This is a genomic window from Congregibacter sp., from assembly GCF_965660375.1.
Taxonomy (GTDB): Bacteria; Pseudomonadota; Gammaproteobacteria; order Pseudomonadales; family Halieaceae; genus Congregibacter.
On sequence record NZ_CBFHZO010000015.1, the window covers coordinates 1 to 18,474 of the forward strand.

The 18,474-nt window shown below is 59.1% G+C and carries 16 protein-coding genes and 1 tRNA gene; 3 read left to right on the top strand and 14 right to left on the bottom strand.

Annotated features, from left to right (window positions below):
* Positions 1–209: 209 nt before the first annotated feature.
* From ACTG3T_RS01445 to rlmE, 7 genes are all read right to left on the bottom strand, one after another.
* Positions 210–295 (bottom strand) — tRNA-Leu (locus tag ACTG3T_RS01445).
* A gap of 9 nt (positions 296–304) precedes the next feature.
* The gene (gene secG, locus ACTG3T_RS01450; RefSeq protein WP_439100485.1) at positions 305–751 is read right to left on the bottom strand and encodes a preprotein translocase subunit SecG; all 447 of its coding nucleotides are present in this window, start codon (positions 749–751) and stop codon (positions 305–307) included.
* Between the two features lie 57 nt (positions 752–808).
* Positions 809–1,549 carry a triose-phosphate isomerase gene (tpiA, locus tag ACTG3T_RS01455; protein ID WP_439100486.1) on the bottom strand — a complete coding sequence of 247 codons (741 nt, stop codon included), beginning with the start codon at positions 1,547–1,549 and terminating at the stop codon, positions 809–811.
* Between the two features lie 75 nt (positions 1,550–1,624).
* A complete protein-coding gene (gene glmM, locus ACTG3T_RS01460) occupies positions 1,625–2,980 on the bottom strand; it encodes a phosphoglucosamine mutase (protein WP_439100487.1) in 1,356 nt (451 codons plus the stop codon).
* On the bottom strand, positions 2,977–3,852 hold the full coding sequence (folP, locus tag ACTG3T_RS01465; protein WP_439100488.1) for a dihydropteroate synthase: 876 nt from the start codon (positions 3,850–3,852) through the stop codon (positions 2,977–2,979). The genes glmM and folP overlap by 4 nt, the downstream gene beginning before the upstream one ends.
* Positions 3,853–3,875: 23 nt before the next feature.
* Positions 3,876–5,804, bottom strand: a complete 1,929-nt coding sequence (gene ftsH / locus ACTG3T_RS01470) for an ATP-dependent zinc metalloprotease FtsH (RefSeq protein WP_439100500.1) — start codon at positions 5,802–5,804, stop codon at positions 3,876–3,878.
* Between the two features lie 197 nt (positions 5,805–6,001).
* Positions 6,002–6,622 carry a 23S rRNA (uridine(2552)-2'-O)-methyltransferase RlmE gene (gene rlmE, locus ACTG3T_RS01475; protein WP_439100489.1) on the bottom strand — a complete coding sequence of 207 codons (621 nt, stop codon included), beginning with the start codon at positions 6,620–6,622 and terminating at the stop codon, positions 6,002–6,004.
* A gap of 103 nt (positions 6,623–6,725) precedes the next feature.
* Here rlmE and ACTG3T_RS01480 point away from each other — a divergent pair, with 103 nt between their 5' ends.
* Positions 6,726–7,034 carry a YhbY family RNA-binding protein gene (locus tag ACTG3T_RS01480; protein WP_439100490.1) on the top strand — a complete coding sequence of 103 codons (309 nt, stop codon included), beginning with the start codon at positions 6,726–6,728 and terminating at the stop codon, positions 7,032–7,034.
* 25 nt (positions 7,035–7,059) lie between these two features.
* Here the strand turns inward: ACTG3T_RS01480 and greA are convergent, their stop codons facing one another.
* From greA to carA, 3 genes are read right to left on the bottom strand one after another with little or no spacing between them, the layout of a single operon-like run.
* Positions 7,060–7,536 carry a transcription elongation factor GreA gene (gene greA, locus ACTG3T_RS01485; protein WP_439100491.1) on the bottom strand — a complete coding sequence of 159 codons (477 nt, stop codon included), beginning with the start codon at positions 7,534–7,536 and terminating at the stop codon, positions 7,060–7,062.
* A complete protein-coding gene (carB, locus tag ACTG3T_RS01490) occupies positions 7,536–10,754 on the bottom strand; it encodes a carbamoyl-phosphate synthase large subunit (RefSeq protein WP_439100492.1) in 3,219 nt (1,072 codons plus the stop codon). The genes greA and carB overlap by 1 nt, the downstream gene beginning before the upstream one ends.
* Before the next feature lie 4 nt (positions 10,755–10,758).
* The gene (carA, locus tag ACTG3T_RS01495) at positions 10,759–11,895 is read right to left on the bottom strand and encodes a glutamine-hydrolyzing carbamoyl-phosphate synthase small subunit (protein WP_439100493.1); all 1,137 of its coding nucleotides are present in this window, start codon (positions 11,893–11,895) and stop codon (positions 10,759–10,761) included.
* Between the two features lie 275 nt (positions 11,896–12,170).
* Between carA and ACTG3T_RS01500 the strand changes: the two genes are divergently transcribed.
* Together ACTG3T_RS01500 and ACTG3T_RS01505 are read left to right on the top strand one after the other, a co-directional pair.
* Positions 12,171–13,037 carry an SDR family NAD(P)-dependent oxidoreductase gene (locus tag ACTG3T_RS01500; protein WP_439100494.1) on the top strand — a complete coding sequence of 289 codons (867 nt, stop codon included), beginning with the start codon at positions 12,171–12,173 and terminating at the stop codon, positions 13,035–13,037.
* The gene (locus tag ACTG3T_RS01505) at positions 13,034–14,224 is read left to right on the top strand and encodes an MFS transporter (RefSeq protein WP_439100495.1); all 1,191 of its coding nucleotides are present in this window, start codon (positions 13,034–13,036) and stop codon (positions 14,222–14,224) included. Before ACTG3T_RS01500 ends, ACTG3T_RS01505 begins: the two co-directional genes overlap by 4 nt.
* Here the strand turns inward: ACTG3T_RS01505 and ACTG3T_RS01510 are convergent.
* The 4 genes from ACTG3T_RS01510 to ACTG3T_RS01525 form a co-directional block, all read right to left on the bottom strand.
* On the bottom strand, positions 14,221–14,685 hold the full coding sequence (locus ACTG3T_RS01510) for an acyl-CoA thioesterase (RefSeq protein ID WP_439100496.1): 465 nt from the start codon (positions 14,683–14,685) through the stop codon (positions 14,221–14,223). The genes ACTG3T_RS01505 and ACTG3T_RS01510 overlap by 4 nt on opposite strands.
* A 53-nt stretch (positions 14,686–14,738) precedes the next feature.
* Positions 14,739–15,893 carry an iron-containing alcohol dehydrogenase gene (locus tag ACTG3T_RS01515; protein WP_439100497.1) on the bottom strand — a complete coding sequence of 385 codons (1,155 nt, stop codon included), beginning with the start codon at positions 15,891–15,893 and terminating at the stop codon, positions 14,739–14,741.
* Positions 15,894–15,900: 7 nt separating this feature from the next.
* Positions 15,901–16,881 (bottom strand): NADPH:quinone oxidoreductase family protein, encoded by a 981-nt coding sequence (locus ACTG3T_RS01520; RefSeq protein WP_439100498.1) that lies wholly within the window; start codon positions 16,879–16,881, stop codon positions 15,901–15,903.
* Between the two features lie 219 nt (positions 16,882–17,100).
* On the bottom strand, positions 17,101–18,279 hold the full coding sequence (locus ACTG3T_RS01525; protein ID WP_439100499.1) for an acetyl-CoA C-acyltransferase: 1,179 nt from the start codon (positions 18,277–18,279) through the stop codon (positions 17,101–17,103).
* Positions 18,280–18,474: the final 195 nt, after the last annotated feature.

Sequence of the window (18,474 nt, forward strand, 5' to 3'; positions counted from 1 at the left end):
CCCCGCATCAAAACGTTTCTCTGCGTGATGACCGCCTTTATTCAACGATGCTTTTATTGTGCTACACCGTTAATAACAGTCATCTCGCGGGACACTCCCCTAAGCTGCCCCCGTGAGAGGTCGCGTATTATAGGTGCGGCCTCCCTGTCACGCAAGCTTCGCTGAGCCTGCATTTGCCAATAAGCAAATAATTGCCTATAGGACTTGCTTGGTGCCGAAGGGGGGACTTGAACCCCCACGCGCATAGCGCACTACCCCCTCAAGATAGCGTGTCTACCAATTCCACCACTTCGGCATTAATTGATCAGGTCTGCGGGATGTCCTCCTGCATAGAATCTATTCCGCCGTCCATTTCCTCTACACTCATCGACGGCATGCTGTCATCGACGACGGGTAGGTCTCCCTCGACCGGGCGCCTATCATCCACAGCTTGGGTGTCCGAGTCCAGTGTTGCCGGCGCGGAATTTGTCGGAAGGGGGATCGCGAACTCATCCACCGCAGCGGTTTTGTTCTTGGCGATCACGGCCAGACCAAAGCTGGTGATAAAAAACAGGGTCACCATCCAAGCCGTAGCGCGGGTCAGCACATTACCGCTGCCCGTACTACCAAACACCGTTTGCGATGCACCCGCGCCAAAGGACGCGCCCGCGTCGGCACCTTTACCCTGTTGGATGATAATCAGACCAATGATGGCCAGGGACAGCAACAAGTGCGTCACCAAAACCAGCTGTTCAATCAATTGCGCACTCATTTCCTAAACCTCATTGCAGTCGCGAATCGCCGCCACTGTTCCTTATATTGTATCCGCTCAAGCAGCGCTTACGATGGCCGCAAACGCTTCCGGATCAAGCGACGCTCCGCCCACAAGCGCTCCGTCGATATCTGCCTGGGCAAACAATTCCGCGGCGTTGCCCGGCTTCACGCTGCCGCCATAAAGAAGTCGCAGTGACTCCGCGCTCCTGGCATCCAACTCTCGCACCACCTCGCGAATAAACGCATGCATGGCCTGCGCCTGCTCCGGCGACGCCGTCAAACCGGTGCCGATAGCCCAAACAGGTTCGTAGGCAATGGCCAGCCTGCGAAAATCCGAAAGGTCACCGAGGGCACCCTGCAGTTGCGTCTTGACAACCTGCTCCGCTTCACCGGCTTCCCGCTGCTCCTGTGTTTCTCCGACACAAAGCACCGGCTTCAAGTCGGCCCGCTGTGCCATGGCAAGCTTTGCGGCCAGTAGCGCATCAGACTCCTGATGATACTGTCTTCGTTCGGAGTGACCGACAATCACCCAACCACAACCACAGTCGCGAAGCATTTCTGCCGACACCTCACCGGTGTAGGCACCCTCGGCGATATGACTGCAATCCTGTGCACCCAGCATCACATTGCTGGATCGCAGCAGCCCTGCAACCTGCTCTATATAAACAGACGGCGGACAGAGCGCACACTCAGCGCGATAAGCCTTCAGTAGTGCCAGAAATTCGGTAACGAGGGCTTCGTTGAAAGCGCTCTTTCCGTGCATTTTCCAGTTGGCAATGACCAGAGGCTGTCGCATGGCTTCAAGCTCCGCGTCGCGAGGGCGCGCAATACTACCCAAGCTGCCTGCCGGGAGCAAGACACCGGCGCGAGTTTAGGCTGCCGCCAGGAGACCCTCAACTGTTCGAGCAAGGAAGCGGCACAGGTGATCGACCTGCTCGGCATCCCGTCCTTCGATCATGACCCGTATCACGGGCTCCGTGCCTGAGGGCCGCAGCAATACGCGGCCGCCATCGCCCAGCTCTTTTTCAACTTGCGCCACCGCCTCAACAACAGCAGGCTGTGATTCCACCGCCGTTCCGGGACTGACCCGCACGTTGATCATGGTCTGGGGCAGAAGAGGCACGTCGCTCAGCTCCTCGCGGAGGCTACGCCCTCCACTTCGCAAAGCCCTGAGCACCTGCAGCGAAGACACGATGCCATCGCCCGTGGTGGTGACATCAGAGCAGATGATATGCCCCGAGGACTCCCCCCCCAGATGCCAGGACTGCGTCTCCATCATCTCCCGCACGTAGCGGTCACCGACCTGCGCCCGCACAAACTGTAGCCCCTGCTCACGAAGGGCTAGCTCCAAACCCAGGTTCGACATCAGCGTGCCGACCACACCCGTGTCAGAGCTTCCTTCCCGCAAGCGGTGCATGGCGATGACATAGAGCAACTGGTCGCCGTCCACAGTGGCGCCCTGATCATCGACAAACAGCACGCGATCGCCGTCACCGTCGTAGGCAATACCGAGATCGCAATTGCGCTCGCGCACGGTCTCCGCCAGTGTATCCATGTGTGTGGAGCCGACTCCTTCGTTGATATTGAAACCATTCGGAGAAACCCCGATGGGGATCACATCAGCGCCTAATTCGGACAGAACACTGGGGGCGATGTGATAGGTCGCGCCGTGAGCGCAATCCATGGCAATACGGAGTCCTCTCAGACTAAAGCCCTCAGGGACGGTCGACTTACAGAATTCGATATAACGACCAGCGGCATCGACCACGCGCTGCACCTTGCCAATGTCGTGAGACTCCACACAACCCAGAGGGAGATCCAGTTCGGCTTCAATAGCCAGCTCAATCTCGTCAGGCAGCTTGGACCCCGAAGCAGAAAAGAACTTGATGCCGTTATCAAAATAGGGGTTGTGAGAAGCGCTGATAACAATCCCCGCGTCGGCATTCTGCGTGCGGGTCATAAGTGCCACAGCAGGCGTGGGCATGGGACCCAGCAGCTTCACATCGACACCAGCGGCAACGAGACCGGCTTCCAATGCGGATTCAAACATATAGCCGGACACACGGGTGTCTTTACCGATAATCACGCTGCAGCGTCCCTGCTCTGCCATAAACCGCGTAAAAACCCGACCACAGGCCCACCCAAGCTTGAGCATAAAGTCCGGGGTAATAGGCGCTTCGCCCACCAGCCCGCGAATACCATCGGTACCAAAATAGCGTTTCTTCATGAGATTCGGGCGCCCTCTGCGGCTTGGAGTACTCGCAAAACATCGGCGGTTTCCGCCACATCATGCACGCGCAGGATCGACGCACCACGCTGGGCAGCCAGCATTGCCAGTGCGAGACTGCCCGGCAGCCTGTCATCCAGATCGCGGCCCGTGATTTTAACAATGAGCGACTTCCGTGATAAGCCCGCCATTACGGGAAACCCGAGGTCACCAAAACGCTCAAGCTGCGCCAGCAGCGCCAGGTTATGTTCCAGGGTTTTACCAAAACAAAAACCCGGGTCGATGACAATCTGCGACCGTGCTATGCCCGCACCCATGCAGGCCACGGCCCGGTCAGCGAGAAACAGTTTCACTTCAGTAACGACATCCTGGTATTCAGGCGCCTGCTGCATAGTGTCCGGCGCACCCTGCATGTGCATCAGACATACGGGAAGGGAGAGTTCGGCGGCAATCTCCAGGGCATTGTGCCGCTGCAGGGCTCTTACATCGTTGAGTAAACCTGCACCTGCGGCGGCGGCGGCACGCATAACCGCAGGGCTACTACTATCCAGAGACAGCACCGCATCTGTCTCGTTCTTCAGGGTCTCGAAGACCGGCACGACGCGATCGAGTTCTTCCTGCTCCGAAACGGGGGCGGCGCCGGGTCGCGTCGACTCTCCTCCAAGATCAAGAATTTTCGCGCCGGCGCTGACCATTGCCACCGCCTCCCGTCGCAACGCGTCAAGGTCCGGTCGACCATCGGACAGCCATCGGCCACCATCAGAAAAGGAATCGGGAGTGATATTAAGAACGCCCATGACAATGGGCGTAGAGAGGTCGAGAACTGAGCCGGCGCAACTGAGCGTCGCGCCGGCACTGTGGTTTGCAGTCAAAGGATCGCTAAGACCTGGCGGCTTTAATGCTCGCCTGCAGGTCCGCCTATGGGGCCGCTGCTGCGATCGGCGGTGCCTGAATCTTCCGCAGAGGAAGAAGAGCCGGAGTCACTGCCTCCGTCCTTGTTGCTCCAGTCGCTGGGCTCCCGGGGCGTTCGGCCTTCCATGATGTCGTCGATCTGGTCCGAATCTATAGTTTCGTAGTGCATCAACGCATCGGACATGACGTGGAGCTTATCCACGTTCTCTTCAAGAATGTCCTGCGCTTTTCGGTAGCACTCATCGATGATTCGACGCACTTCCGCATCAATCTGCTTGGCCGTTTCATCGGACATGGCATTGTGAGACTGCCCGGCGCTGCGCCCCAGGAACACCTCTTCACCGCCCTCGTCATACAGGAGAGGACCCATTTTCTCGGACAGGCCCCACTTGGTCACCATGTTGCGGGCGATTTCTGTGGCGCGCTGAATGTCGTTGGAAGCGCCCGTGGTAATGCCATCGGGTCCCAGGGTCATCTCCTCAGCGATGCGCCCTCCGAAGAGGCTACAAATCTGGCTGATGATATGGCGACGACTGTGGGAGTAACGGTCTTCCTCGGGGAGGAACATGGTCACGCCCAAAGCACGACCGCGAGGAATAATACTGACCTTATAGACGGGATCATGCTCGGGCATGATTCGTCCCACGATAGCGTGACCAGCCTCGTGGTAAGCCGTATTACGCTTCTCGTCTTCGGACATCACCATGGATTTGCGCTCAGCGCCCATCATGATCTTGTCCTTAGCCATCTCGAACTGCGTCATGCCCACAGTTCTGGAACCCGAGCGCGCTGAAAACAGTGCCGCCTCGTTCACCAGGTTTGCGAGATCTGCACCGGAGAAACCGGGAGTACCGCGCGCGATTTTTGATGCTTCCACGTCCTCAGCGAGGGGCACCTTGCGCATGTGCACCTTGAGGATCTGCTCGCGGCCACGGATATCCGGCAGCCCGACCACCACCTGACGGTCGAAGCGCCCCGGACGGAGAAGCGCAGGATCCAATACATCGGGCCGGTTGGTAGCGGCAATCACAATCACGCCGTCATTGACTTCAAATCCATCCATTTCTACGAGGAGCTGGTTCAGTGTCTGCTCCCGCTCGTCATGTCCGCCGCCAAGGCCTGCGCCACGATGACGACCAACGGCATCGATCTCATCTATGAAAATAATGCACGGCGCCTGCTTCTTTGCCTGGTCAAACATGTCGCGCACGCGGGACGCACCCACACCCACGAACATTTCTACAAAGTCCGAGCCGGAAATGGAAAAGAAGGGCACCTTGGCTTCGCCGGCAATGGCCTTGGCCAGCAGTGTTTTACCCGTACCTGGCTGGCCCACCATAAGTACGCCGCGCGGTATACGCCCACCGAGCTTCTGGAATTTACCCGGATCGCGCAGGAACTCTACCAGCTCCTGTACGTCTTCCTTGGCCTCGTCCACACCCGCCACGTCGGCAAAGGTCGTGGTGATCTGGTCTTCACCCAGCAACTTCGCCTTGCTCTTGCCAAAGCTCATGGGTCCACCGCGGCCGCCACCCCCGCCCTGCATCTGGCGCATGAAGAACATGAAGACGGCGATGATGATGAGAATGGGGAAACTAGCCACCAGCAGTTGGGTCCACACACTCTGCTGCTCGGGCTCTTTACCCTCGACTTCAACCTGATGCGTCAGAAGGTCGTCCATCAACTTGGGATCATCCACCATGGGGCGGGTCGTCTCGAAGTAGGAGCCATCGAACCGCTCCCCGGCAATGGTGAGGCCGTCAATGGTCACCTTTCGCACCTGGTCCCGCTGCACTTCCTGGATGAACTCGGAGTACACCATCCGCTCCGTCGGCGTTTGCATACTGAAGTTGTTGAAAATAGACAGCAGCACCGCTGCTATCACGACCCACAACAGCAGGTTTTTGGCCATATCGTTCAAAATCGTTACCTCATTGCTGCGATAGCGCTTCGGGGCTATCGCCATAAATTCACCGGCTGCCGCAATTGTCATTTGCGTAGCGCTGAACATCCTCGTCCAGATACCCGCCGGTCGATCAGTATAGCGTTTTTTACGGCACAAACGCGCCCTTGGGCCACTTGACGCCGTGCCAAGCGGTTGCTCATCGATCAGCGCCGTCCGCGAGCGACCAAATAGACTTCACGAGAGCGCGGCCTTGATGCAGAAGGCTTGCGGGTCAACACCTTATCGAATTCCTCTCGTGTCGACCGAAACAGCTCATCGAAGCCCTCGCCCTGGAACACTTTAGTCACAAAAGCACCGCCAGGCACCAGGACGCGGGTCGCCATATCGAGGGCAAGCTCAACCAGATAAATTGATTTTGGCTGATCAACCGCGCTCACTCCACTCATATTGGGGGCCATATCGGATATTACAAGGTCCGCGCGTTTGTCGCCCATCTCCGCCAAAATTCGCTCAAAAACATCATCTTCCGTGAAATCTCCCTGAACGAAGTCTACGCCTTCTATGTGGTCCATGGGCAATATATCGGAGGCAATGACCTGCCCTCGCTTGCCCACCAGCTCTGCGGCGACCTGAGACCAGCCTCCGGGGGCGCTTCCCAGATCCAGCACGGTCATTCCCGGACGGATGATTTTTTCCCGCTCCTGCAGTTCGAGAAGCTTGTAGCAGGCACGGGAGCGATAGCCGTCACGCTGCGCCTGCTGTACGTAGGGATCGTCTCGATGCTCGCGCAACCACGCTTTGCTGCTGGAACTTTTTTTCACCATGACTTTTTCCCGAAAGGCCATCTGCCGCAGGGCACATCGTTTGGGTCCCGCTGGTCGGTGGTGTAGACTCCGCGCCCCGCTGACTGAATCGGTTTACCCTAGCATGACCCGCAAAACCAATACGCGCCAACTTCGCGCTATCGGCCACAAACTCAATCCCGTTGTCACCATCGCAGGCAATGGCCTGAGCGAGTCCGTGCTACTGGAGTTGGAGCGCGCCCTAAACGACCATGAGCTCATCAAGATCAAGCTGGCTGTGGGTAGCCGCCAAACCCGGGACGAAGTGCTTGCGCAGTTACTGGAGGATAGTAAAGCGGAGTTGGTACAGCGTGTTGGCAATACAGCGCTGCTGCTGCGTCACAGCGAGCAACCCGATCCCAAGAAGTCCAATCTGCTGCGGATGCTCGGCTGACTGAAACCTGCGGCTGCACGCAAGGCTAAATGTGGCGCACCTGATCGATCTCATACTCCCGGTCACCCCCGGGCGCACGCACTACCACAACGTCCCCTTCCTCCTTGCCGATCAATGCGCGGGCAATCGGCGAATTCACCGAGATAAGGTTTTGCTTGGCATCGGCCTCATCGTCACCCACGATGCGATAGGTCACCGTGTCATCATTCTCAACGTTAATCAGATCAACGGTCACACCAAAGATGACCTTGCCTGTGGGGTCGATGGCGGTAACGTCAATCACCTGGGCATGGGACAGCTTGCCCTCGATATCCATGATCCTGCCCTCGGCAAAACTTTGCTGCTCCCGGGCGGCATGATACTCGGCGTTTTCCTTAAGATCGCCGTGCTCCCGCGCCTCCGCGATGGCCTGCACAATACGCGGACGGTCTACTTTTTTTAACCGCTCGAGCTCTTCCCGCAGAGCCTGCTCGCCCTGCGCTGTCATCGGCACCTTACTCATTAATGCATGCTCCTGTGGAGATCCTGAAGACGGCGCACCGCCTTGTCTCCTTCCTGCTGCAGGGTGAGACAAATAGCCTCAGCCGCCGCAAGCGTCGTTGTATAGAAAACCCGGTGCGCCTCGGCACTGGCGCGAATCGGCGCCGAATCCGCAATCGCGCGACGCCCTTCCGTAGTGTTGATAATAATATCGGCCTCGTCGTTTTTGATCATATCGACAATGTGCGGCCGTCCTTCGAGTACCTTTTTTACGCGACGCACTGCAAGACCTGCCTTCTCCAGTGCATCGGCGGTGCCACCGGTCGCCGCCAGGCTGAAACCCAGCTCGACCATCTGCTTGGCAAAGGCCACCGCCCCGGGCTTATCCACATCCCGCACGCTGATGAGCAGCGTCCCGCTGCGCGGCGGCGGATCTCCCGCAGCAAGCTGGGCCTTGGCATAGGCGTCGGCAAAGCTGTCGCCAGTGCCCATCACCTCACCGGTGGACTTCATCTCCGGCCCAAGAATCGGATCCACACCGGGGAACTTGTTAAAGGGCATCACGGCTTCTTTTACGCTGAAAAACGCCGGAACGATTTCTTCAGTAAAGCCCTGATCCTTGAGGCTGACGCCAGCCATACAGCGAGCCGCCACCTTCGCCAAGGAAGTGCCAATACACTTGGAGACAAAGGGCACGGTTCGCGACGCGCGGGGATTTACCTCAATCACATAGACCCGCTCGTCCTGCCAGGCCAGCTGCACATTCATCAGACCCTTTACCCCCAGAGCCAGGGCCATCTGTCGGACCTGCTCGCGCATTTCGTCCTGCACGGCAGCGGGAAGACTGTAGGGAGGCAGAGAACAGGCCGAATCCCCGGAATGCACGCCCGCCTGCTCGATATGCTGCATGATGGCACCGATCACCACCTGCTCGCCGTCAGACACCGCATCAATATCCACTTCGATGGCCGCACTCAAAAAGCTGTCCAGGAGCACCGGAGACTCATCGCTTACGGACACCGCCTCACGCATGTAGCGCAGCAGGTCTTCCTCGCGATAAACAATCTCCATGGCGCGCCCCCCCAACACATAGGAAGGGCGTACTACCAGCGGGTAACCGATGCTCCGCGCGGCCTCGACGGCCTCTTCCACGCTGCGGACGGTGGTGTTGGCCGGCTGCAGCAGATCCAAATCCTGAATCAGGTGCTGGAAACGCTCCCGGTCCTCGGCCCGGTCAATGGCATCCGGCGTGGTGCCGATAATGGGCACACCCGCAGCCTCCAGGGCGCGGGCCAGTTTCAGCGGTGTCTGCCCCCCGAATTGCACAATCACACCCTCGGGCTGCTCCTTGGCTACGACTTCCAGTACGTCTTCCAGGGTGACCGGCTCAAAGTACAGGCGGTCCGAGGTGTCGTAATCCGTGGAGACAGTCTCGGGATTACAGTTAATCATGATGGTTTCGTAACCATCCTCGCGCATCGCCAGCACCGCGTGGACGCAGCAGTAATCGAACTCAATACCCTGGCCGATACGGTTCGGTCCCCCGCCAATCACCAGAATCTTGGGTCGGTCGCTGGGCTCGGCCTCGCACTCTTCGTCATAGGTCGAGTACATGTAGGCAGTGCTCGATGCAAACTCCGCAGCGCAGGTATCCACCCGCTTGTACACCGGTCGAATACCCAGGCTCTGCCGGTGCTCACGCAGGTCGGTTTCGCTCACCCCGAGCAAGGCCGCGAGGCGACGGTCGGCAAAGCCCTTGCGCTTGAGACGGTAAAGATTTTTCGCATCAAGGTCCGCAAGAGACCCAGCAGCGATCGCCGCTTCGTCCTTCACGATGTCTTCCATCTGCACGAGATACCAGGGATCCACGCCGGAGTGTCCGTAAACCTCGTCCACACTCATACCCACGCGAAAGGCATCGGCCAGATGCCAGATGCGGTCTGCGCCGGGATTAATGAGTTCGCTGATCAGTTCATCGGAAGGCTCATGATCGTCGGGTCCCAGACGAGACTCCAGACCTGATGCCCCCACTTCCAGCCCCCGCAGCGCTTTTTGCAGGGATTCCTGAAAATTCCGTCCGATGGCCATGACCTCCCCTACCGACTTCATCTGGGTGGTCAAACGGGCATCGGCCGCATTGAATTTCTCAAAGGCGAAGCGCGGAATCTTCGTGACGACATAGTCGATGGACGGTTCAAAGGAGGCGGGAGTGGCGCCCCCGGTAATATCGTTCTTGAGTTCATCCAGGGTGTAGCCGATAGCCAGCTTGGCCGCCACCTTGGCAATGGGGAACCCCGTTGCCTTGGAGGCGAGCGCCGAGGAGCGGGATACCCGTGGATTCATTTCAATGACCACCATGCGCCCGGTGTTCGGGCACATGCCAAACTGCACATTGGAGCCCCCGGTCTCAACGCCGATCTCACGCAGCACCGCGAGGGAGGCATTGCGCATGATCTGGTATTCCTTGTCCGTGAGCGTCTGCGCCGGCGCCACGGTAATGGAGTCGCCGGTGTGTACCCCCATGGCGTCAAAGTTTTCGATGGCGCAGATAATGATGCAGTTGTCGTTGCGATCCCGGACCACCTCCATCTCGTATTCTTTCCAGCCGATGAGCGACTCGTCGATGAGCAGCTCCGAGGTGGGCGACAGGTCCAAGCCGCGGACGCAGATTTCCTCGAACTCCTCCCGGTTATAGGCGATGCCGCCACCGGAGCCCCCCATGGTGAAGGACGGCCGGATAATGCAGGGGAATCCGATTTCATCGAGCACCGCATGGGCCTCATCCATGGAGCGGGCAAAGGACGCCTGGGGCGTTTCCAGTCCGATGCGCTTCATCGCCTGATCGAAGAGTTCGCGATCCTCGGCCTTGTCGATGGCCTCCTTGGTTGCGCCGATAAGCTCAACGTCGTTGGCTTCCAAAACGCCCTCCCGGGCAAGATCCAGAGCGCAGTTCAGGGCAGTCTGCCCCCCCATGGTCGGCAGCAGCGCATCGGGCTTTTCCAACTCAATAATCCGCTGCACCGTCTGCCACTCGATGGGCTCGATGTAGGTGGCATCGGCCATGGACGGATCCGTCATGATCGTCGCCGGGTTGGAGTTCACCAGAATGACCCGGTAGCCCTCTTCCCGCAGCGCCTTACAGGCCTGGGCACCGGAGTAGTCGAACTCACAGGCCTGGCCGATCACGATGGGCCCGGCGCCGATGATCAGAATGCTTTGAATATCTGTACGCTTTGGCATGAGCTTATCTCGCCTGACGCTGAATCAGGTTGATGAAATGATCGAAGAGCGCACCGGCTTCGTGAGGACCAGGGCTCGCCTCGGGGTGCCCCTGAAAACTGAAAGCAGCTTTGTCTGTGCGTTCAATACCCTGCAGGGTGCCATCGAAGAGCGATCGGTGGGTGACGTTGATACAGTCAGGTAAGGCGCTGTCATCCACAGCAAAGCCGTGATTCTGGCTGGTAATCATCACTGTGCCATCGAGAAGATCCTGCACCGGATGATTGGCACCGTGGTGACCGAACTTCATTTTCAGAGTCCTGGCGCCGCTGGCGAGGGCCAACAGCTGATGACCAAGGCAGATACCAAAGAGGGGAATATCTGACTCAAGGAGCTCACGAATCGCCGCAATGGCGTAGTCACAGGGCTCCGGATCTCCCGGGCCATTGGAGAGAAACACGCCGTCGGGATTGAGGGCCAGGACCTCGCTGGCGCTGGTTTTTGCAGGCACCACCGTCAAACGGCAGCCGCGATCGGCCAGCATCCGCAGGATGTTGCGCTTGACGCCAAAGTCGTAAGCCACCACATGCCAGGGCATCTCCGACGCTGCGGGGTCAGTATGCCCCTCACCCAACTGCCAGCTTCCTGCAGTCCAGCTGTAGCTCTCGGCGGTGGTGACTTCCTTTGCCAGATCGAGGCCCTTGAGACCACCGAACTCTTTGGCGAGCGCCTGGGCAGCATCGACATCAAGGGAGTCCGTCGCCATCAGGCAGCCGCTTTGCGCGCCCTTATCACGAAGAATCCGTGTCAGACGCCGCGTGTCAATTTCGGCGATACCCACGACACCCCGGCTGCGAAGATAGTCATCCAGTGCCTGGGTGTTCCGAAAGTTGCTCGCCAGCAGGGGAAGGTCCCGTATCACCAATCCGGCAGCCCAGATGTTTGAAGACTCCTCATCTTCTGCATTAGTGCCGGTATTGCCAATATGCGGGTAGGTGAGCGTGACGATCTGACGGGCGTAGGAAGGATCCGTGAGGATTTCCTGATAGCCGGTCATGGCTGTGTTGAACACCACTTCGCCAACAGAGGTAGCAGCAGCACCGATGGAGGTGCCGTGGAATACGCTGCCGTCTTCAAGAACGAGAATTGCCGGACGGGTCAATCGTACCTCCAGGGGCGCCGGCGTTGCGCTCGCGGGCTCAAAAAAAAGCGAGATGAGTGGCTCTCATCTCGCTTTTCTTGGCTTATTGATGTGCGTTAATGCCGGCAGCTCAGAATTTTATGAAATCAAGGTTTTACGCCGGAAGCGAGGTCCACGCGTGAGGCGCAGTGTACGAAATCACCTGTTTTCTGTCCATACGGATGATCTACAAACTGAACACCCGCTGAGTCCTGTAGACCTGCCCTGATGCCCTCTCCACAGGGTAAACTCCCACCATGGACTATTTCAGACAGAAACACGCGGCCATCACCGGCGCCGGCTCGGGCATCGGTCGGGCTTTGGCACAGCAGCTCAACGCCGCGGGCTGCCATCTTTATCTCTCGGACGTCGATGAGACGGGGCTTCAGGCAACAGTGGCCAGCTTCACCAATCAGGCCGCAAACGCCCGTTGCACCGTAGTGGATGTGGCCGATGCCGAGGCGGTGCAGAGCTGGGCCGCTGCTGTTGCCGAGATCACACCGCAGCTCCATCTGGTGGTCAACAATGCCGGTGTGGACCTTATGGCCAGCGTTGCAGAGACAAGTCTCAAGGACTTCCACTGGCTCATAAACATCAATTTCTGGGGTGTGGTGCATGGATCCCAGGCCTTCCTGCCTGCGCTGGAGAGAGCTGAACGCAGTCATCTGGTGAATATCTCGTCGGTTTTCGGCCTTATCGCGGTGCCCAATCAATCTGCCTATAACGCGGCCAAATTTGCTGTGCGCGGTTTCAGCGAATCCCTGCGTCAGGAACTGGATCTAGCCGGCAGCCCCGTCAAGCTCTGCTGCGTTCATCCCGGGGGCATTGATACCAACATCGCCCGACGCGCCCGTAATGTGGACCCCAATGCCACCGAAGAATCCCAACAGGCAATGTTCGCTCCCCACGTACGCACCAGCGCCGAGGACGCCGCCCGGCAAATCCTTCGCGCTGCAGAAAAGGGACAGAGACGGCTGCTTATCGGCAGCGATGCCAAAATCATTGGCTGGATTGTGCGCCTGTTTCCCACGGCTTATGCCCGTCTTTTTCGTGACAAGGCAGTCAGCGCGCTGTCGGACGCGCCGCCAGACCCACCATCAGATCAGTCACCGCACACGCCATGAGCGAAACCCTGACCCGACGGCAGCTGGTGGTGCTCATCACCGCGCTCATGGCGACGGGTATCGGTCAATCACTGGTGTTTGCGATTCTGGCCCCCCTGGGTCGCGAGGTGGACCTGGCCGAGGTGCAGATCACGTCGATTATTGCCCTCTCCGCACTGGTGTTTGCCGTGGCCTCGCCCTATTGGGGACGACTTTCGGACAAGATCGGTCGCAAGCCGGTGATCCTCATCGGTCTTATCGGATACACCGTGGGCACACTGCTGTTTACCTCGGTATTCATGGCCGGACTGACGGGCGTGCTCTCAGGACTGACCCTTTATGGCGTGGCGCTTCTCGCGCGGTGCAGCCAATCCATGGTGATGTCTGCGACCAGCCCATCGACCACCGCCTACGCCGCCGACAGCACCAGCACCCGTCAGCGCACGGCGGCCATGGCCAAGCTGGGTACGGCAAACAGTCTGGGAATGATTCTCGGTCCCGCGGTGAGCGGCGCGCTGGCGACCCTGGGATTGCTCGCGCCACTGTACTTCGCGGGCGCCCTTGCGGCCGCAGCAGCGCTGTTAGTCTGGCGGGCACTACCTGCCATTCCGGCGCCGCAGCGCCTGAACCATGAACGGCCGCGGCGCATGAAGTTTCTGGATCCACGGATTCGGCGTTTTGCCTTGACGGCCATCGCCCTTTTTACCGGGTTTTCGGCGATTCAACAGACCTTGGGGTTCCAGCTCCAGGACCAACTTGCGCTCAGTGGCGTCAAAACCGCGCAGTACACGGGGGCGGCTTTGATGGTCTCGGCGGTATTTACCTTCGTGGTCCAGATCACGGTGATGCAGCGACTCAAATTGCCACCCCATATCTTTGTGCGCACAGGTCTGGGGTTTATGGCCTTGGGATCATTGCTCATCGCAGGGTTCGCCAATTTTACGATGCTCGCGGCAGGGATGGCCCTGCTGGGAACAGGCCTCGGCCTGTGCATGCCGGCGATTACTGCGGGAGCGTCTATCGCCGTGACCTCAGAAGAGCAGGGAGGCGCAGCCGGCGTGATTTCTGCCTGCCCCGCCGTGGGCTTTGTGAGTGGCCCGGTGATCGGCGGCTTACTCTATCCCCTGGCGCCCTTTGGTCCTGCGCTTTTTTCGGCAGTGGTATTCAGCACCACCGTTGCCTTTTTGTACGGTACCGCCAAACGCTAGTTTTCCTCCGTAGTCCCGGTTGTTGCGGCTGCGGCTATCGCCACCAGCGCGTCCCGCATCTGCGGGGGAATCGGCACCGGCTTGTTGCTGCTGCGATCAACAAACACGTGGGTGAAGATGCCGTTGGCACAGGCCTGATCGTTGCCTTCACGGAATATCCCGATTCCGTACTGCACCGAGCTGTTGCCCAGGCGATCCACGCGTAAAGCACCCTCGAGAGGCTCCGGGTAGGCTACCGGGGTGTAATAGTCGCAGCCGGAATTCACCACCAGGCCCACGGTGTCCCCATGGTGGATATCCAGTCCGCCCGCATCGATAAGATAGCGATTGGCGACGGAATCAAAGTAGCTGTAGTAAACAACGTTGTTCACGTGTCCGTAGATATCGTTATCCGACCAGCGGGTTGTGATCGGAGTGAACCACGGATAATCCCTGCGAACCGGTGCCTGTGCTCGGGCCATGAACCTACCTCGTGTTTGCAGTCAATGTTGCGTCAGGGTTCTCAAGCTGGCGCCTAAAATGCGGCGCGATAGATTGCCAGGGCATCGTCGTAGGCAACATCACGTGGATTGTTAATGAGCAGCCGCTGCTGGAGCATGGCGTCGTTAGCCAGGGTTTCCAGACTGCCTTCACCCACGCCGGCCGCGCTCAGCGTCGCGGGCAGCGCCAAATCGCCGATGAGCGTCTCGATAGACTCAATCAATGCCTCTGCCCGCGCCTCGTCACTCCCGGACACCGAAGTGCCCACCACCAACTCTGCGAGCTCCGCATAAAGGCCCGCGGCCTCGGGAAGGTTAAAGCGCAGCACCGCGGGGAGCACAAGCGAATTGCTCAGCCCGTGGGGAATGTGGAAATGGCCTCCCAGGGGATAGGCAAGAGCATGCACCGCGGCTACCGGTGCGTTGGCAAAGGCCTGCCCTGCCTGCATGGCCCCCAGCAGCATCGCAGCGCGCGCATCGCGCTGATGACCATCGTGAACGGCGGTACGCACGTTGCGGGCAAGAAGCGCCAGCGCACTGCGGGCAAGATTATCGGAAACGGGGTTTTTCTTGATCTTGGAGGTGTAGGCCTCGATGGCGTGCACCATAGCATCCACACCAGTCATCGCAGTGATTTTTGGCGGCAAGCCCAGAGTAAGATCTGCATCGAGCACAGCGATATCCGGCAGCAGCGTCGACGAACTCACGCCCGCTTTTGTCGTTTCCCCCGTGGTAATCACTGCCACCGGAGTAACTTCGGAGCCGGTGCCGGCAGTGGTGGGAACCAGGATCAGGGGCAGACGTCCACCGCTGACCTGCTCTACGCCATACATGTCGCCCAGCGCCTGATCACCGCAGAGCAGCGCCGCGGCCACCTTCGCCACATCCATGGAGCTACCACCACCCACGGCAACCACGCCATCAACCTGCGCCTCCCGTCCCGCCTCTGCCGCAGCCAGCACCACCGCCTCCGGGGGGTCTTCACTGACTTTGGCAAACAGCGTCACGGAAACATCCGCAGCCACCATGGCGTCCTGCACGGGCCCGACAAGACCAATGGAGACCAGGCCCGGATCGGTGACAAGCAGCACATTACTCATACCCAGGTCTGCGCAGTGCTCTGCCAGCTTCAGTGCCTCACCGGTGCCACTGACAAGTCGCGCAACGGTGTTAAAGGTGAATGGCTGCATAGCGGCCCTACTCCATGGTCAGGATGACCTTACCGCGGGCCAGGCGCCCGATCATCACGTCGTAGGCTTTTTCGTAGTCTTCGAGAGCGAATACGTCGTTAATTGCCGGCTTCAGTTTGCCCTGGGCAAAGAGGCCCCAGAGTTCCTTGATGTTCTGAAGATGCACCGCGGGCTCTTCGGCAATAAAACGGCCCCAGAACACACCCACAATAGAGCAGCCCTTCAGCAGTGCCAGATTCAGGGGAATCTCGGGAATAGGCCCGCTGGCAAAACCGATCACCAGGTAGCGGCCATTCCAGGCCATACCGCGGAGCGCGGGCTCAGCGTAGTCGCCGCCTACGGGATCGTAGACAACATCCACACCTTTACCACCGGTCAGCTCTTTCACCGCTGCCTTCAGATCCTGCTCGCTGTAGTTAATGGTCTCATCAGCGCCAAGATCACGACACATGGCGAGCTTTTCTTCGGAGCTCGCCGCGGCAATCACTTTGGCACCCATGAGCTTACCCAGCTCAACAGCCGTGGATCCCACGCCACCAGCCGCGCCCAGCACCAGCAGCGTCTCACCCTCTTTCAGGTCGGCGCGCTGCTTGAGGGCGTGATAGGAGGTGAAATAGGTCATGGCAACACCCGCCGCCTGGGTAAAATCCAAACCCTCCGGCATGGGCATCACCGCATTTTGATCCACGGCGATCTGATCCCTGAAGCACCCACTGCCGGTCATAGCGATCACTTTATCGCCGGCCTTGTAGTTTTCGACGCCGTCGCCCACAGACAAAACCACGCCTGCGCACTCACCACCGGGAGAAAAGGGCATGTCCGGCTGAAACTGGTACTTGCCCTGAATAATCAGAACGTCGGGGAAATTAAGACCGGCGGCCTTGATGTCGATCACCACCTGCCCCGCCTCCGCGGTGGGCTCCGGATGATCGGTGGCAAGCTGTAGCTTGTCCGCCATGCCATGTTCTGTACAAAGTAGTGCACGCATTTCGCTATCCCTATCTCGTGTGTAGCAGTGATTTTATAGTCATTCGAGGTTTAAAGCGGTGGGGTCGCGGGTGCAGTGTGCGAGTGTGCTGTGAGCGGGCGTCACGCGCCATGGATGGCGCGTGCCGAGCCTGTCATGGATGACGTCTTTTTGGCGTCCCGCTCACGGCATTCCCGCACGCTGTGCCTGCGACAATTACGTATTCAGTCGTCGAGGGAGTTACAGTACTTCAAAAAGCCCCGCAGCACCCATACCACCGCCCACACACATGGTGATAACAACGTACTTGGCGCCCCGGCGCTTACCCTCGATGAGGGCGTGGCCAATCATGCGTGAGCCACTCATACCGTAGGGGTGACCGATGGCAATGGCGCCGCCGCTGACATTGAGCTTATCGTTGTCGATGCCCAGCACGTCACGGCAATGCAATACCTGCACTGCAAAGGCTTCGTTGAGCTCCCACAAGCCGATGTCATCCACGGTGAGACCGTGCTGCTTGAGCAGCTTGGGGACAGCGTAAACAGGACCAATACCCATCTCATCAGGCTCGAGTCCGGCAACCGCGATACCGCGGTAAAGACCGAGGGGCTCCAAACCCCGCTGCTCCGCAAGCTTGGCGTCCATCACTACCTGGGCAGACGCGCCGTCCGAGAGCTGGGAGGCGTTACCCGCGGTGATAGTGCCGCCTTCGATCACCGTCTTCAGGCCTGCGAGTGCTTCGGGCGTTGTGCCGCGAATGCCCTCGTCGCGGCTGACGGTGGCTTCCGCTTCGGACTGCTCACCCGTCTCCTTGTTCCAGACGATACGCTTGCAGGTCACGGGCGTGAGCTCTGCATCGTAGCGACCCTGCTCGTAGGCTTCGGCCACGCGCTGCTGCGACTGCAGGCCGTACTCGTCCATGGCGTCGCGGCTGATACCGTAGCGCTTGGCAACCACCTCGGCGGTCTGGAGCATAGGCATGTAGATATCAGGGTGCATCGCCACCAACTCTTCGTCCGCCGCGCGGTGTAGATTCATGTGTTCATTCTGAACCAGGGAAATAGAGTCGAGCCCCCCACCCACAACAACATTCATACCGTCGTACATCACCTGTTTGGCGGCCGTGGCGACGGCCATCAATCCCGAGGAACACTGACGATCAATGGTCATGCCCGACACGGTGACCGGCAGACCGGCTCGCAGAGCAATCTGACGGGCAACGTTCTGGCCGCCGGTTCCCTGCTGCAGGGCCGCGCCCATAACAACATCGTCAATTTCCCCAAGATCTACACCGGAGCGACGCACTGCTTCAGCTACCGCAGCGGCACCCAGGGTTGGCGCGGGGAGGTTGTTGAATCCGCCGCGATAGGCTTTGGCGATGGGTGTGCGCGCGGTCGATACAATCACTGCTTCTTTCATGTTTTGTCTCCTGGGGCGGTGAGCATTCACCACCCGTTAATATCAGTTGCTCTTCAAATCAAATAGCGCGATGAATTACTCGAGGGAAATACCCAGACCGGCGGCCGCCTGAGTGAGCATTTTGCCAGTCTGCTCAAAGCCTCCCACTAAGGCACGCTCGCCTTCCGGTGAGGTGATTGTCTCCCAATGCGCAGC

Coding starts and splice junctions, on each gene's coding strand:
- secG (WP_439100485.1), bottom strand. CDS start 751: ATGAGTGCGCAATTGATTGAACAGCTGGTTTTGGTGACGCACTTGTTG.
- tpiA (WP_439100486.1), bottom strand. CDS start 1,549: ATGCGACAGCCTCTGGTCATTGCCAACTGGAAAATGCACGGAAAGAGC.
- glmM (WP_439100487.1), bottom strand. CDS start 2,980: ATGAAGAAACGCTATTTTGGTACCGATGGTATTCGCGGGCTGGTGGGC.
- ftsH (WP_439100500.1), bottom strand. CDS start 5,804: ATGGCCAAAAACCTGCTGTTGTGGGTCGTGATAGCAGCGGTGCTGCTG.
- rlmE (WP_439100489.1), bottom strand. CDS start 6,622: ATGGTGAAAAAAAGTTCCAGCAGCAAAGCGTGGTTGCGCGAGCATCGA.
- ACTG3T_RS01480 (WP_439100490.1), top strand. CDS start 6,726: ATGACCCGCAAAACCAATACGCGCCAACTTCGCGCTATCGGCCACAAA.
- greA (WP_439100491.1), bottom strand. CDS start 7,536: ATGAGTAAGGTGCCGATGACAGCGCAGGGCGAGCAGGCTCTGCGGGAA.
- carB (WP_439100492.1), bottom strand. CDS start 10,754: ATGCCAAAGCGTACAGATATTCAAAGCATTCTGATCATCGGCGCCGGG.
- ACTG3T_RS01500 (WP_439100494.1), top strand. CDS start 12,171: ATGGACTATTTCAGACAGAAACACGCGGCCATCACCGGCGCCGGCTCG.
- ACTG3T_RS01505 (WP_439100495.1), top strand. CDS start 13,034: ATGAGCGAAACCCTGACCCGACGGCAGCTGGTGGTGCTCATCACCGCG.
- ACTG3T_RS01510 (WP_439100496.1), bottom strand. CDS start 14,685: ATGGCCCGAGCACAGGCACCGGTTCGCAGGGATTATCCGTGGTTCACT.
- ACTG3T_RS01515 (WP_439100497.1), bottom strand. CDS start 15,893: ATGCAGCCATTCACCTTTAACACCGTTGCGCGACTTGTCAGTGGCACC.
- ACTG3T_RS01520 (WP_439100498.1), bottom strand. CDS start 16,881: ATGCGTGCACTACTTTGTACAGAACATGGCATGGCGGACAAGCTACAG.
- ACTG3T_RS01525 (WP_439100499.1), bottom strand. CDS start 18,279: ATGAAAGAAGCAGTGATTGTATCGACCGCGCGCACACCCATCGCCAAA.